Source organism: Tsukamurella pseudospumae (genome assembly GCF_001575205.1).
Taxonomy (GTDB): Bacteria; Actinomycetota; Actinomycetes; order Mycobacteriales; family Mycobacteriaceae; genus Tsukamurella; species Tsukamurella pseudospumae.
On sequence record NZ_LSRE01000001.1, the window covers coordinates 329,254 to 342,725 of the forward strand.

Below are 13,472 nucleotides of genomic sequence, written 5' to 3' on the forward strand. Positions count from 1 at the left end.
GATCACTGTAGCGCCGCGCGGACCGCGGCCGAGACCCCTCCGCAGATCGCGGCCACATCCGCGGGCGTGCTGATGAACGGCGGCATCGTGTAGACGAGGTCGCGGAAGGGTCGCAGCCAGACCCCGGCGGCGACGGTCGCCTCAGTGGCGACGGTCATGTCGACCGGCCGGTCGAGCTGCACCACGCCGATGGCGCCCAACACGCGCACGTCGACGACGCCGGGCATTGCGCGCAGCGGCGCCAGCCCGTCCCGCAGTCCCCGCTCGATGGCACCCACCCGCGCCGCCCAGTTCTGCGACAGCAGCAGTTCCGTACTGGCCACGGCGATCGCGCAGGCGAGCGGGTTCGCCATGAACGTCGGTCCGTGCATGAGCGCACCCTGGTCGGAGTTCGAGATGGTCAGCGCGACCTCGTCGGTGCAGAGCATCGCGGCCAGCGTGAGGTATCCCCCGGTCAGGGCCTTGCCGACGCAGAGGATGTCCGGTGTGACTCCGGCGGCGTCGCACGCGAACAGCGTCCCGGTGCGCCCGAATCCGGTCGCGATCTCGTCGCAGATCAGCAGCACCCCGTGCCGGGCCGTGATGTCGCGCAGGGCCGCGACGTACGCGGGCGGGTGGAAGCGCATGCCGCCCGCGCCCTGGACGACCGGCTCGATGATGACGGCCGCGAGCTCGTGGGCGTGTTCGCCGACGAGGCGATCCAGCTCGGCGACATAGTCCTCGTCGTACTCCGCGGGCGGCGCCGGCGCGAAGACCTGCGTCGCCAGGACGTCCGACCACAGGGAGTGCATGCCACCGTCGGGGTCGCACACGCTCATCGGCGTGAAGGTGTCGCCGTGGTAGCCGCCGCGCCAGGTCAGCAGCCGGTTCCGGCCACTGATCCCCCGGGCGCGCCAGTACTGCAGCGCGGTCTTCACGGCGACCTCGATCGACACCGAGCCACTGTCGGCGAGGAAGACCCGGTCCAGACCGTCCGGCGTGATCCGGACCAGGAGCTCGCCCAGCCGCGCGGCGCTCTCATGAGTCAGCCCGCCGAACATGACGTGCGACATCGTGTCGAGCTGCGCCTTCGCCGCGGCGTCGAGCACCGGGTTGCGGTAGCCGTGGATCGCGGCCCACCAAGAGCTCATCCCGTCGATGACCTGCGATCCGTCGCCGAGAGTCAGGCGCACGCCCTCCGCCGAGGTGACCACCCGGGCCCCGGTACCACCCACCGCGCTGTACGGGTGCCAGAGGGTGCGGGCGTCCAGGGCGAGGATCTCATCGGGCGTCATGTCGGGCCACCATAGCCGCGTTACTCTGGCCGGGTGCACGGCACGAGCGGGTTGGGCCCGAAGGAACGTCGGGTGGGTTCGACCTACCGCCTGCAGCTCTCCCCTGCCTTCACGTTCGACGACGCCGCAGCTCAGGTGCCCTACCTGGCGGATCTCGGCGTGACCCACCTGTACCTGTCGCCGGTGCTGGAAGCGGTGCGCGGTTCCATGCACGGATACGACGTCGTCGACCCGACGACGGTGCGCGGCGAGCTGGGCGGCCGCAAGGGCCTCGAGCGGCTCGCGGACTCGGCGCACGTCGACGGCCTCGGCCTGGTGATCGACATCGTGCCGAATCATCTCGGCGTGGGCCGCCCGGAGCAGAACCCGTGGTGGTGGGATGTACTGCGCCTCGGCCGGATGTCCGCGTTCGCGCACGTCTTCGACATCGACTGGGACCCGCGCAACGGGGCCGGGGGCAAGCTCGCGATCCCGGTCCTGGCCTCCGAGGAGGACGCGGCGGCGCTCGCCGTCGACCGTACGGGGCCCGAGCCCGTGCTCCGCTACCACGACCGCACGTTCCCGATCGGTCGCGACGTGGGCGGCCTCGACGCGGAGCGACTGCATTACGCGCAGCCCTACCGGCTGGTGCCCTGGCGGTCCCCGGTGCGCTCCTACCGGCGGTTCTTCACGGTCGACGACCTTGCCGGCGTCCGCGTCGAGGACCCCGAGGTGTTCGCCGCGACGCACGCCGAGATCGGCTCCTGGTTCGCGGACGGGATCGCCGACGGCTTGCGCGTCGACCACCCCGACGGCCTGGCGGATCCGATCGACTACCTGCGCCGGCTGCGCGAGCTCGTCGGACCCGACGCCTGGATCGTGGTCGAGAAGATCCTCGAGCCGGACGAGCCGCTCGATCCGGATCTCCCCGTCGCCGGAACGGCGGGCTACGACGCGCTCCGCGAGCTCGGTCACGCCCTGCTCGACCCCGCCGGGGAGCCGGGCCTGACGGATCTCCACACACGCTGGACCGGGGACGACGGTGCCGTGCGGTGGAACTCCAGCTCGGTCCTCCGACTCCGAGACGAGCTCGCCGCCCGCGATCTGCGCCCCGAGTTCCTCCGGCTGGCCCGGTCGGTCCGTGAGGAGACCGGTACGTCCGTCCCCATCGATGCGCTCGCGGAGGCCGCGCTGGCGTGGATGAACGAGATCCCCTACTACCGCGACGACTACCCGGTCCTGCACGTCCCCGCCGCGAACACGGGAACCTATGCGCACTATCGGTCGACCTTCGGCGAGGCCGTGCCCGGGCAGGCGACCGCGACCGAGGCCGTGGCGGCCGCGCGCTCCCTCGGCCGGGACAGCGCGCACCGGTTCGCCCAGCTCACCGGGGCGCTCACGGCGAAGTCCCTCGAGGACACCTCCTATTACCGCGCCGCCCGGCTGATCTCCCTGCAGGAGGTGGGCGGCGCACCGTCGGACTTCGGGCCCGAGGATCCCCACCCGGCCCTGTCCCGCCGCGCCGTCGAGTGGCCCGCGGCGATGACCACCCTCTCGACCCACGACACCAAGCGCGGTGAGGACGTCCGGGCCCGGATCGGGGTGCTCGGCCAGTGCTCCGGCGACTGGGCGACGGCGGTGGAGCGGTGGCTGCCCGAGCTGCCCTCCGCACCCGATCCGGTCACAGGATTGTTCCTGCTCCAGACGGTGTTCGGCGTCCTGCCCGACGACGGCGCGGTCACCGACGACCTGCGGGGCCGGCTGCACGCGTACGCCGAGAAGGCCATGCGGGAGGCCCGGATCGGCACCTCCTGGACCTCGCCCGACGGTGCCTTCGAGGCCGCCGGTCACACGTTTCTCGACGCGGTGCTGGGCGGTCCGGTCGGTACGGAGATGGCGGAGCTGGTCGCCGGACTCGCTCCGCACGGCCGTTCCGACTCCCTCGCGCAGAAGCTGCTGCAGCTCGCCGGGCCGGGCGTGCCCGACATCTACCAGGGCACGGAGCGATGGGAGGACTCGCTCGTGGATCCCGACAACCGCCGCCCCGTCGACTGGACGGCGCTGCGGGACGACTCGCACCCCAAGCGGGCAGTGGTGCGCGCAGCGCTGCGGCTGCGCCGCGAGCGCCCGGACAGCTTCGTCGGCGGCTCCTACACTCCGCTCCGCGCGGACGGCCCCGGTGCCGATCACCTGCTCGGGTTCCACCGCGGCCCGCAAGGCGGATCGTCCGACGTGGCCGCCCTCGCGACGCGCCGCTCCCTGGTCCTCGACCGCGCCGGGGGCTGGCGCGGCACACGCGTGGACCTCGGCGGGGGCGCATGGACGGATCGTCTCACGGGGAACGTCTTCGCAGGTCGGGCGACACTCGCCGAGGTTCTCCTCGAACATCCTGTCGCCCTGCTGGTGCGCGAGTAGAAAACTTGTCAGTGGGTCCGCGCACACTCGTGAACATGAACAGCGAAACCCCGCGGCCGCTTCGGACGGCACTCGCCCAGTCCGCCACCGCGCGCGCCGGCGTCAGCGGCGCTCGGATCCGCGCCTCGTCGCTGGCACGGGTGGCGGAATCGCTCCGGGAGCACGGCCTCCCCGCCGATCTGCTGCCCACGGGTCGGCTGGTGATGACGGTCGCCACGTCGCGGCTCACGGCCCAATCCCTGCCCGGCGGCGCGATCGAGGTGCGGGCGTTGCGCGAGGGCCGCAACTCGATCCTCGGGCTGCTGGAGGATCCGGAGGAGGTGGCGCACCTCCTCATCCGCTGTGCCGGCATGTCCACTGCCTGGGAGCTCACGGCGGACATCTACGACAGGCTGGTGCTGGACGGGGCGCGGTCGGTGCTCAGTGAGGTCCCGATGGGCGACACGCTGTACGTCCGGCTCGGGGAGCGCACCTTCGGGGAGCTCTTCGCGGAGGACGGGAACGCCTGCCTCGGTGTGCCCGCGGTGGTCACGCTCACCACCCACATCTGTGCCGATTCTCTCGACGAGATGTGGCGGTTCCGTCTGCTGGACCAGCACGAGTTCCGGTCCGTCGGGTGCATCTCCGGTGGTCGGCACGAATCCGTCGAGTCGGCGGTGGCAGCGCTGGCGCTGCACCGCGCACGCACCCCGGAGTGGGAGGCGTTGCACTGACGCTATCGTTCTTCACCGATGTCCATGCCGCCCCCTTCTCTCGCCGATCATCGGTTCGAGGTGTGGGCGCCGCGCCCGGATCGGGTGCGTCTCTGGCTCGACGGCGCGGTGCACCCGATGCGGGCCGACCCCGGCGGTTGGTGGCGCACCACGGCACCGGCCCGCGAGGGAGCGCGGTACGGCTACCTGCTCGACGATGACGGCACCGTACTCCCCGATCCGCGGTCACCGCGCCAACCCGACGGAGTGCACGCACCGTCGGCCCTGATCCCGGAGGTCGCGCCGCCGCGCTGGGAGGGCCGGGAGCTGCGCGGCGCCGTCGTGTACGAGTTGCACATCGGCACGTTCACCTCCGAGGGCACTTTCGACGCGGCCGTCGAGCGGCTCCCGTACCTCGTGGAACTGGGCGTCGGTTTCGTCCAGGTCATGCCGGTCAACGCCTTCAACGGCACGCACGGTTGGGGCTACGACGGTGTCGGTTGGTTCGCCGTGCACGAGCCCTACGGCGGGCCGGCGGGCCTGGAGCGGTTCGTCGCCGCCGCGCACCAGGTCGGGCTGGGCGTGCTGCTCGACGTGGTGCACAACCACCTCGGCCCGTCCGGCAACTACCTCGGGCGGTTCGGCCCGTACGAGACCGACGGCGCGAACACCTGGGGCCGGACGATCAACCTGGACGGCGCGGGCAGTGCCGAGGTGCGGCGCTTCATCCTCGACGACATGGCGTGGTGGCTGCGCCGCTACGGGGTCGACGGGCTGCGGCTCGACGCGGTGCACGCCCTCGTGGACGATCCCGACCGACACCTGCTGGCCGACGCCGCGGCGCTGGCCACCGAGCTGTCCGCGGAGCTCGGTCGGCCACTGGCGCTGATCGCGGAGTCCGATCTCAACGATCCGCGCCTGGTCACGGCCGCGGACCGCGGCGGTTACGGGCTCGCGGCGCAGTGGAACGACGACGTGCACCACGCGATCCACACCTACGTCTCCGGCGAGCGGCAGGGCTACTACGCCGACTTCGGCAGCCCGGAGTGCCTGGCGACGGTGCTCACCGAGGGCTTCTTCCACGCCGGCACCTTCAGCTCCTTCCGCGGGCGGGTGCACGGCGAGCGGATCGACCCGGCGGTGGTGGCACCGTCGCAGCTCCTGGCCTATACCTGCACGCACGACCAGGTGGGCAACCGCGCCCGGGGCGACCGGCCGTCCGAGTACCTGTCCCCCGGTCGGCTCGCGATCAAGGCCGCGCTGGTCCTGTTCTCCGCCTTCACTCCGATGCTGTTCATGGGCGAGGAGTGGGGCGCGCGCACGCCCTTCCGGTTCTTCACCAGTCACCCGGAGCCGGAGCTGGCCCGCGCGACGGTCGAGGGTCGCACGGCGGAGTTCGCCGCGCACGGTTGGCCGCCGGGCGAGGTGCCCGACCCGCAGGACCCGGCCACCTTTGCGGCGTCCCATCTGGACTGGACCGAGCGGGAACACCCCGAGCACGCCCGGCTGCTGCGCAGCTATCGCGCGCTCATCGCGCTGCGCGACGACCCGGCGCTCGCCGTCGACGATCTGCGCGCGGTCACCGTCGACCACCCCGGCGAGGCCACCTGGTTCGCGGTGCACCGCGGCGACCTCACGCTGATCGTCAACGTCTCCGACCCGCCGGTCACGGCGCCGTTCGGGGGCACCCCCGTGCTGGAGTGGGCGGCACCGTCGGTCCAGGGCGGCGCGACGACCGTGCCGGGCGAATCCTTCGTCGTCCTGCGCCGCGCACTATGAAGTCACTTTTCCTGCCACCCTGTTGCTAAGCGATCGCTTTGTGAGAACCTTGCCCGTATGCGAATCGGATTGGGCATCAACTACACGGACGGGTTCAAGGCCACGGCCGACGAGGTCCTCGACCTGGAGCGGGCGGGGCTGGACATCGTCTTCGTCCCCGAGGCGTACTCGTTCGACGCCGTCAGCGCGCTCGGCTACCTCGCCGCGAAGACCGAGCGCATCAAGCTCGCGTCCGGCATCCTGCAGATCTACACCCGCACGCCCACGCTGACCGCGATGACCGCCGCCGGACTCGACAACGTCTCCGACGGCCGGTTCATCCTCGGCCTCGGCGCATCGGGCCCGCAGGTGATCGAGGGCTTCCACGGCGTGAAGTACGACGCCCCGATCGGCCGTACCCGCGAGATCATCGAGATCTGCCGCAAGGTCTGGAGCCGCGAGCGGCTCGAGCACCGCGGCAAGTACTACACGATGCCGCTCACCGAGGAGGACGGCGGCACCGGCCTGGGCAAGCCGCTCAAGCTGATCAACCACCCTGTGCGCGACCGTATCCCGGTCCTGCTTGCCGCACTCGGACAGAAGAACGTGGCGCTGGCCGCCGAGGTCGCCGAGGGCTGGCAGCCCATCTTCTTCCTGCCCGAGAAGGCCAAGGACGTGTGGGGCGATGCGGTGGCGGAAGGCAAGGCCAAGCGCGATCCCGCGCTCGGCGAGCTCGACGTCTACGCCGGGCCGGCGCTCGCGATCGGCGAGAACGTCGATCACCTGCTCGGCTTCGTCAAGCCGCACCTCGCGCTGTACATCGGCGGCATGGGTGCCAAGGGCAAGAACTTCTACCACACGCTGGCCACCAACTACGGCTACGGCGCCGAGGCGGACCGGATCCAGGAGCTCTACCTCGCGGGCGACAAGGCCGCCGCCGTCGAGGCCGTGCCCGACGAGCTGGCACGCAATGTCTCGCTGATCGGCCCGAAGGGCTTCGTCAAGGAGCGGATCGCGGCCTTCGAGGAAGCGGGCGCCACGGTGCTCAACGTAGTGCCGATCGCGGAGGACGCGGCGGGCCGCGTACAGCAGGTCGAGCTGCTGCGCGGGCTCCTGTAGCGTCCGACACAGTCCGATAGGGGGCGGTCCGGGAAGATTTCCGGACCGCCCCCGGTTGTCTCTTCTGTGACCGAAGCTTCCTTCCCCCGCCCCCGCCTGTCCCTCCTCGAGCTGGCCCCCGTCGTCGACGGTGCCTCCTTCGGCGACGCACTCCGCGACACGATCGCGACCGCGCAGGAGGCGGAACGACTCGGGTACGAGCGGGTCTGGGTCGCCGAGCACCACTCGATGCCCGGTATCGCGAGCTCCGCCCCGGCCGTCCTCATCGGCCAGATCGCGGCCGCCACCGACTCGATCCGCGTCGGCTCGGGCGGAGTCATGCTGCCCAACCACCAGCCCCTCGTCGTCGCCGAGCAGTTCGGCACGCTCGACGCACTGTTCCCGAACCGCATCGACCTCGGCATCGGGCGCGCGCCCGGAACGGACCAGCTCACCGCGCACGCGCTGCGTGGCGGCAAGGTCAGCGAGTCGGTCGACGACTTCCCGCAGGCGCTCGCGCACCTCCGCGCCTTCCTCCGCGACGACTTCCCCGCCGACCACCCGTACGCCGCGATCACCGCCACTCCGGGCACCGGTTCGAACCCCGAGATGTGGCTGCTCGGCTCATCGACGTTCAGTGCAAAGCTCGCGGGCCTGCTCGGCCTGGGCTTCGCCTTCGCCCGGCACTTCGCGCCGCAGGCCACGCTGCCCGCCCTCACCGAGTACCGCGAGAACTTCCGCCCCGGCGACATCGACTCCCCCAACGCCATGCTGACGGTGACCGTGATCGCCGCCGACACCGACGAGCAGGCCCAGCGGATCGCCGGACCCGCGAAGGCGTCGATGTACCGGGTGCGCACCGGCAACCCCGGCCGGATGTTGACCTTCGATCAGGCCGCCGCGCAGCCACTGACGGCCGATCAGGAGCAGGCGATCGCGCCCACCACTGCCGCCTGGATCGTCGGTTCGCAGGACACCGTGCGCGACGAACTGCGCTCGCTGCTGGAGCGCACGCAGCCGCAGGAGCTCATGATCGCCGGGATGATCCCCGGGCGCGACGAGCGCGTGCACAGCCTCGAGCTGATCAAGGGCGCGGTCGACCAATTGGGCTGAGCCCTACGCCGTGACGTCCCCGTTGAACAGCACCCGGGTCGGGCGGACTCGCACCACGACCTCCTCGGGGACGGCGTTGCGCCGCCCGAATTCCTCGCCACGCTCGGCGCCCATGTACCGGACTCCGCAGGCCGTGCAGATCTGGAGCAGGTAGTCGGGATCGTCGACGAACTCGGCGATGCCCTGCACCTGCGCGAAGGCGTACGGCGGTTCCTGCAGGTCGACCGACACCGCGACCCGCGGGTCCTTCGCCAGCAACCGCCCCTTCGGCGTGCCCCGTCCCGTGGCGAAGACGAGGGCACCGTCGTCGATGACGAACCAGACCGGCGTCGTGAGCGGGCGCCCGTCGGTCGCGAGGTAGGCGAGGTGCCCCGTCCGCGTTCCGGCGGAGAGGAACTCGACGGCGGCCGGGGTCAGGGACTGCGTGATCTGCATGGGTCGAGGCTACGTCTCCACCCGGATCTCCACCCGTCGGTCGATCCGGCTCCGCGCTGATCGCGGAAGAGTCTGCGGTATGAACTCAGCGACCACCGCCGTCATCGCCGTCATCGCCATCGGCTGGATCTTCTACCGCCAGTTGCAGGCCCGTCCGCTCAAGGAGAAGACCTCCCGTATCGCGCTCGTCCTGGCCGCAGTCGGTCTCGTCCAGACGGTGCAGTACGTCTCGCACGGCGGTCCGGTGGGCGCCGGGCACGTGATCGCGGCGGTGATCGGCCTCGCCATCGCCGTCGCGCTCGCCTACCCACGGGCCCTGACCACCAAGGTCTTCCCCGGCCCCGACGGCGCCTACCTCCGGCAGGGCACCGCCGCCACGATCGGGCTGTGGATCGTCGCGATCGGCCTGCACGTGGCCGTGGACTTCGTCGTTCCCGCCACGATGGGCGACCACACCGGCCACGGCTTCGCCGGCGTGACCACGATGCTGTTCATCGGCGTCACCCTCTTCGCCCAGAACTGGTTCCTCCAGCAGCGCGTCGCCGCGCACCGGGCTCAGCAGCCCGTGGTCCCGGTCGGCTGATCCGTCCCGTTGTCCCTGCCCGACGGTGACCGCTCACCGTCGGGTTCTCGTGCCGAGCACCTGCGCCGTTACGACGTCCACGGGTCGACGATCGCGACGCCGAGCGGCTCGAAATGCTTCACGTTCCTCGTGGCAACCGTCATTCCGTGAGCCTTCGCTACCGCCGCGAGAAGCGCGTCGTCCAGCGGAGCGTGTTCGGGAACCCTGAATTTGGCGAGTTCCCGCGCCGCGGGCAAGTCCAAGGCGAGGACCCGTCCCGTGAATGCCGGGAGCACTCGGGACGCAAACCACTCCCGTAGAACTGCGCCCTGATCGGGGTCTTCGCGCTCCTTCGACTTCACGCCCCGCTCAATCTCCGCGATCGTGGTTGCGGCGAGGTACTGGTCCGCCACCTCAATGCCAGAAATCCACCTCTCCACGGCGGGGTTGCGTCCGCGAACACGCAGTGCAGACACCACGTTAGTGTCGAGGACGTACTTCATAGCTCGGGTGTTCGCGCGGTCGTGCCGAGCGGAGCAGGCTCGAAGTCGATGTCCGCCCCCTCATCCATACTCAGCAGATCGACCATCGTCACGAGGCGCCGTTCGAGCGCTTCCTCGAAGATCGACCGCGCCTCTGCCTCCACCGAGCGATGGTTACGCTCCGCGCGTGCGCGTAGTGCCGCCTTCGTCCCCGTCGGCAGATTCCGAATCAACAATTGCTCCATAGCCACCTCCGCTTGATATCACTACAACGATATCACCAGGCCGACCGTGGCGTTTAGACGTGGCGAGCCTCGCGCGCTTCCGTGGCGCCGGCCTGCCCGTCACCGAACAGCGTAATCACGAGGTCGGATACTGACATCTCAAGACCGCCCGCGATCGCGATGAGCGTGTTGAGCTTCGGATGAACGGGCTGCCAGTCTTGTAGTCACTCATGCCGTTCTCGTAGCCGCCGTACGTCTTCGGGTCGATCCCCGTCGCCGCCGCGATCGATTCCTGCGTGAATCCGCGATCCTCTCGCAGTCGCCTCAGCCGCAGACCCAGGCGTCTCGCCAGGTCCTTCTCGATCGGCGAGGCAGGCACTCGCTCAACCTTTCCGGCCCTACACCTGCACTCCCACCGGGTAAACCCCGGGATACCCGACATTGCGCCCACCCCCGGCTTGTAGGGTCGGGCCGATCCGGGGTTTACCCGGTGTACCTCTGGGATGCGAGTGGGTACGGGCATGGTCGACGCTGGAGCAGGCGTTCGCGCGGCGCGGACGGAGTTCTCCGGCGCGCCCGGATCGGTCGTGGTCGTCCGCGATCAGGAGTGGCTGGTCACCGTCGTAGAGCCCCGCGCCGACGGCGCGTTCGTGCACGTCACCGGTCTCTCTGAGCTCGTCCGTGAGACCTCGGCAGTCTTCTCGAGCGCTCTGGACCGGATCACCGTGGTCGACCCGACCGACGTCGGTGTCATCGCCGATCCGTCGGACCGGTTCCGGCGCAGCCGCCTGTGGTTGGAGTCGATGCTCCGTAAGACTCCGGTCGCCGTCACCGACCCGAGCCTCGAGACAGCCCGCGGCGGGCTTGCACGGCCGCTCGACTACCAACTGAGGGCCGTCGCGAAGGCCCTCGATCCCGACAAGCTGCGACCCCGCATCCTGCTGGCGGACGCGGTGGGGCTGGGCAAGACCATCGAGATCGGCATGATCCTCTCCGAACTCGTCCGAAGGGGCCGGGGCGACCGAATCCTCATCGTCACCCCGAAGCACGTGCTCGAGCAGATGCAGATGGAGCTGTGGACCCGCTTCGCGCTCCCCTTCGTCCGCCTGGATTCGTCCGGCATTCAACGGATCCGGCAGATCCTCCCGGCCAGCAGGAACCCGTTCACCTACTACAAGCGCGTCATCATCTCGATCGACACGCTCAAGAGCGACAGGTACGTGGCCCACCTGCGCAAGCAGCGCTGGGACGCCGTCGTCATCGACGAGTCGCACAACGTTACGAACAGCTCGTCGCAGAACAACCGCCTCGCCACGATGCTCGCCGCGAACACCGACGCGCTGGTGCTCGCGTCGGCAACGCCGCACAACGGCAAGGCCGAGTCGTTCGCCGAGCTGATCCGCATGCTGGACCCGAGCGCCGTCTCCCCCACGGGCGACCTCGACCTCGCGGAAGTCGCCAAGCTGGTGATCCGGCGGCATCGGCATCACCCGGACGTGGCCGGCGAGGTGGGCGACGAATGGGCGGAGCGGCAGCCGCCGAACAACATCGCCGTCCCCGCCACCGCCGCGGAAGACGCGGTCGCCCGGGAGCTGGAGGACGTCTGGCTCTGGCCCGACGGCGCCACGCCGTACTCCGGGAAGAACTCGTCGCTGTTCCCGTGGACCCTCGCCAAGGCGTATCTCTCCTCGCCGGCCGCCCTGGCCCAGTCGATCCGGGAACGACTCCGTCGCCTGGATCCGACGGTGCCGGCCGACGCGGCAGAGCGCTCGGCTCTCACCCGCCTGGGCGAGTTGACCGACGCCGTCCCGATCACCGCTTCCGCCAAGTACCTCGCCCTGCGGGAACAGCTCTCCACCATCGGCGTCAGCAGGACCGGCGACACCCGCGTCGTCGTGTTCGCCGAGCGCGTCGCCACCCTGACCGCTCTCGCCGAGGCGCTGTCCGCGGACTTGAAGATGAGCCGTACCAAGGGCGACGATCTGGGGCAGGTCACCGTCCTGCACGGTGGTCTCAGCGACACCGAGCAGACCGCGATCGTCGAGTCCTTCAAGCTCGAGTCCTCACCGATCCGCATCTTGGTGACGGGCGATGTGGCCTCGGAGGGCGTGAACCTCCACTCACAGTGCCACCACCTGATCCACTACGACATCCCGTGGAGCCTCATCCGGATCGAGCAGCGCAACGGCCGCATCGATCGCTACGGGCAGCGCCACCGCCCGCAGATCAGCACCCTGCTCCTCACCCCGTCCACCGAGCACTTCGCCGGCGATATCAAGGTGCTCACCCGCCTGCTGGAGCGCGAACACGAGGCGCACGGCGCGCTCGGTGAATCCTCCTCGCTCATCGGCAAATACGACGTGAAGGCAGAAGAAGAGGCGATCCGTCAGGTCCTCGCGGGTCAAAAGGAACTCGACGAGGTGGTCCGGTCCGTCGACGAGGTGGTCGACGCCGGGGGCATCGACGCGCTGTTCGCCGAGCTCGCCCTCGGCGACATCGACCAGGACGAGCCTGTGGAGGCTGTGGGAGCGCCGAACGCCTCGTCCGGCGTGTACGGGTCCGAGTTCGAGTTCCTCGCCGACGCTCTGCTGGAGTTCCTCGAGACGCCGCAGCTGGCCCCTCCCAGCGGCGCCGACTGGACCGTCCACAAGCAGCATTCGATCGCCAGCCTCACTCCCACGCCGGACCTGATCCAGAGGCTCGAAGTCCTTCCGCAGGACTACCTGAAAGCACGACGGGTCAAGACCACCTACAAGCTGGCATACACCCGCGCCCGCGGAGAACACGAGCTGCTGCAGGCCCGCTCGGGCGAATCGACGTCGACCTGGCCGGAGGCGCACTACCTCGCCCCGCTCCACCCCGTCGTCGACTGGGCCGCGGACCGCGCGCTCGCCGCACTCGGACGATCGCAGATCTACGCGGTCCGCGGGGACGTGCCGTTCCCGACGGTGCTCGTCCAGGTCACGCAGACCAACACGCGCGGCCAAGTCGTCGCCGCCGGGTACTTCACCGTCGGATTTCCCGACCCGGCGGACCCGTCGGGCAACTGGGTCACGACCCACCCGAATCCGCTCGACGCGGTGCAGGCGCTCTCGCTTGCCGACGTCAACGGAGGCGATCTCACCCCCGCCGACGCCGCCGGGCTGCAGCCCCTCGTCGCGGCCGCTGTCCGCGCCGTCGACGAACCCGCAGAGCTCCAGGCGGCGGCAGTCCGCACGGAGACCACCGCACGGGTCGAGGCGTGGATCGCGCGCGCGGACGCATGGCAGGCCGAGGCGGGCGCGCTGATCCAACGCGGCGACGTCCTGGACCGCCGGGAACGAATCACGCAGGAGCAGAAGCACGCCCGGGCGATGAACCCGGAGCGTCGGCTCACCCGCCCGCTGATGATCGCCGTCCCCGCCGACTACACCGGAACGGAGTCCTGACAATGCCCTCCC

At 70.3% G+C, this 13,472-nt stretch carries 12 protein-coding genes; 7 read left to right on the forward strand and 5 right to left on the reverse strand.

Features of this window, described 5'->3' with window-relative positions; translation table 11 throughout:
• Positions 1-2: 2 nt before the first annotated feature.
• Positions 3-1,274, reverse strand: a complete 1,272-nt coding sequence (locus AXK61_RS01585) for an adenosylmethionine--8-amino-7-oxononanoate transaminase (protein WP_068569421.1) — start codon at positions 1,272-1,274, stop codon at positions 3-5.
• A gap of 33 nt (positions 1,275-1,307) precedes the next feature.
• Between AXK61_RS01585 and treY the strand changes: the two genes are divergently transcribed.
• The 5 genes from treY to AXK61_RS01610 all read left to right on the forward strand — a co-directional run bounded on the left by treY (position 1,308) and on the right by AXK61_RS01610 (position 8,329).
• Positions 1,308-3,668: a malto-oligosyltrehalose synthase gene (gene treY, locus AXK61_RS01590; RefSeq protein WP_231855372.1), complete on the forward strand. Its 2,361-nt coding sequence runs from the start codon at positions 1,308-1,310 to the stop codon at positions 3,666-3,668.
• 35 nt (positions 3,669-3,703) lie between these two features.
• Positions 3,704-4,381 carry a hypothetical protein gene (locus AXK61_RS01595; protein WP_139057714.1) on the forward strand — a complete coding sequence of 226 codons (678 nt, stop codon included), beginning with the start codon at positions 3,704-3,706 and terminating at the stop codon, positions 4,379-4,381.
• Positions 4,382-4,399: 18 nt separating this feature from the next.
• The gene (gene treZ / locus AXK61_RS01600) at positions 4,400-6,139 is read left to right on the forward strand and encodes a malto-oligosyltrehalose trehalohydrolase (protein WP_231855374.1); all 1,740 of its coding nucleotides are present in this window, start codon (positions 4,400-4,402) and stop codon (positions 6,137-6,139) included.
• Positions 6,140-6,196: 57 nt separating this feature from the next.
• Positions 6,197-7,237: an LLM class F420-dependent oxidoreductase gene (locus AXK61_RS01605; RefSeq protein ID WP_068569418.1), complete on the forward strand. Its 1,041-nt coding sequence runs from the start codon at positions 6,197-6,199 to the stop codon at positions 7,235-7,237.
• 66 nt (positions 7,238-7,303) lie between these two features.
• The gene (locus AXK61_RS01610; RefSeq protein ID WP_068569417.1) at positions 7,304-8,329 is read left to right on the forward strand and encodes an LLM class flavin-dependent oxidoreductase; all 1,026 of its coding nucleotides are present in this window, start codon (positions 7,304-7,306) and stop codon (positions 8,327-8,329) included.
• 3 nt (positions 8,330-8,332) lie between these two features.
• Here AXK61_RS01610 and AXK61_RS01615 read toward each other — a convergent pair whose 3' ends face one another.
• A complete protein-coding gene (locus tag AXK61_RS01615; protein WP_068743429.1) occupies positions 8,333-8,764 on the reverse strand; it encodes a PPOX class F420-dependent oxidoreductase in 432 nt (143 codons plus the stop codon).
• Between the two features lie 79 nt (positions 8,765-8,843).
• On the opposite strand from AXK61_RS01615, the gene AXK61_RS01620 reads away from it, so the two are divergent.
• Entirely contained in the window at positions 8,844-9,347 is a 504-nt protein-coding gene (locus tag AXK61_RS01620) for a hypothetical protein (protein ID WP_068743431.1), read from the forward strand.
• 68 nt (positions 9,348-9,415) lie between these two features.
• On the opposite strand, the gene AXK61_RS01625 is transcribed toward AXK61_RS01620, so the two are convergent.
• From AXK61_RS01625 to AXK61_RS26025, 3 genes are all read right to left on the reverse strand, one after another.
• Complete coding sequence (locus AXK61_RS01625; protein WP_068743433.1) at positions 9,416-9,829, reverse strand: type II toxin-antitoxin system VapC family toxin; 414 nt, start codon at positions 9,827-9,829, stop codon at positions 9,416-9,418.
• Positions 9,826-10,053 carry a FitA-like ribbon-helix-helix domain-containing protein gene (locus AXK61_RS01630; protein ID WP_068743435.1) on the reverse strand — a complete coding sequence of 76 codons (228 nt, stop codon included), beginning with the start codon at positions 10,051-10,053 and terminating at the stop codon, positions 9,826-9,828. The genes AXK61_RS01625 and AXK61_RS01630 overlap by 4 nt, the downstream gene beginning before the upstream one ends.
• Positions 10,054-10,168: 115 nt before the next feature.
• A complete protein-coding gene (locus AXK61_RS26025; RefSeq protein ID WP_082789167.1) occupies positions 10,169-10,555 on the reverse strand; it encodes a helix-turn-helix domain-containing protein in 387 nt (128 codons plus the stop codon).
• On the opposite strand from AXK61_RS26025, the gene AXK61_RS01635 reads away from it, so the two are divergent.
• Positions 10,554-13,460 carry a helicase-related protein gene (locus tag AXK61_RS01635; protein ID WP_068743544.1) on the forward strand — a complete coding sequence of 969 codons (2,907 nt, stop codon included), beginning with the start codon at positions 10,554-10,556 and terminating at the stop codon, positions 13,458-13,460. The genes AXK61_RS26025 and AXK61_RS01635 overlap by 2 nt on opposite strands.
• Positions 13,461-13,472: the final 12 nt, after the last annotated feature.

Excerpts from the sequence above, each read along its gene's own strand:
- AXK61_RS01585 (WP_068569421.1), bottom strand. The coding sequence starts at position 1,274 with ATGACGCCCGATGAGATCCTCGCCCTGGACGCCCGCACCCTCTGGCAC.
- AXK61_RS01595 (WP_139057714.1), top strand. The coding sequence starts at position 3,704 with ATGAACAGCGAAACCCCGCGGCCGCTTCGGACGGCACTCGCCCAGTCC.
- treZ (WP_231855374.1), top strand. The coding sequence starts at position 4,400 with ATGTCCATGCCGCCCCCTTCTCTCGCCGATCATCGGTTCGAGGTGTGG.
- AXK61_RS01605 (WP_068569418.1), top strand. The coding sequence starts at position 6,197 with ATGCGAATCGGATTGGGCATCAACTACACGGACGGGTTCAAGGCCACG.
- AXK61_RS01615 (WP_068743429.1), bottom strand. The coding sequence starts at position 8,764 with ATGCAGATCACGCAGTCCCTGACCCCGGCCGCCGTCGAGTTCCTCTCC.
- AXK61_RS01620 (WP_068743431.1), top strand. The coding sequence starts at position 8,844 with ATGAACTCAGCGACCACCGCCGTCATCGCCGTCATCGCCATCGGCTGG.
- AXK61_RS01625 (WP_068743433.1), bottom strand. The coding sequence starts at position 9,829 with ATGAAGTACGTCCTCGACACTAACGTGGTGTCTGCACTGCGTGTTCGC.
- AXK61_RS01630 (WP_068743435.1), bottom strand. The coding sequence starts at position 10,053 with ATGGAGCAATTGTTGATTCGGAATCTGCCGACGGGGACGAAGGCGGCA.
- AXK61_RS01635 (WP_068743544.1), top strand. The coding sequence starts at position 10,554 with ATGGTCGACGCTGGAGCAGGCGTTCGCGCGGCGCGGACGGAGTTCTCC.
- AXK61_RS26025 (WP_082789167.1), bottom strand. The coding sequence starts at position 10,555 with ATGCCCGTACCCACTCGCATCCCAGAGGTACACCGGGTAAACCCCGGA.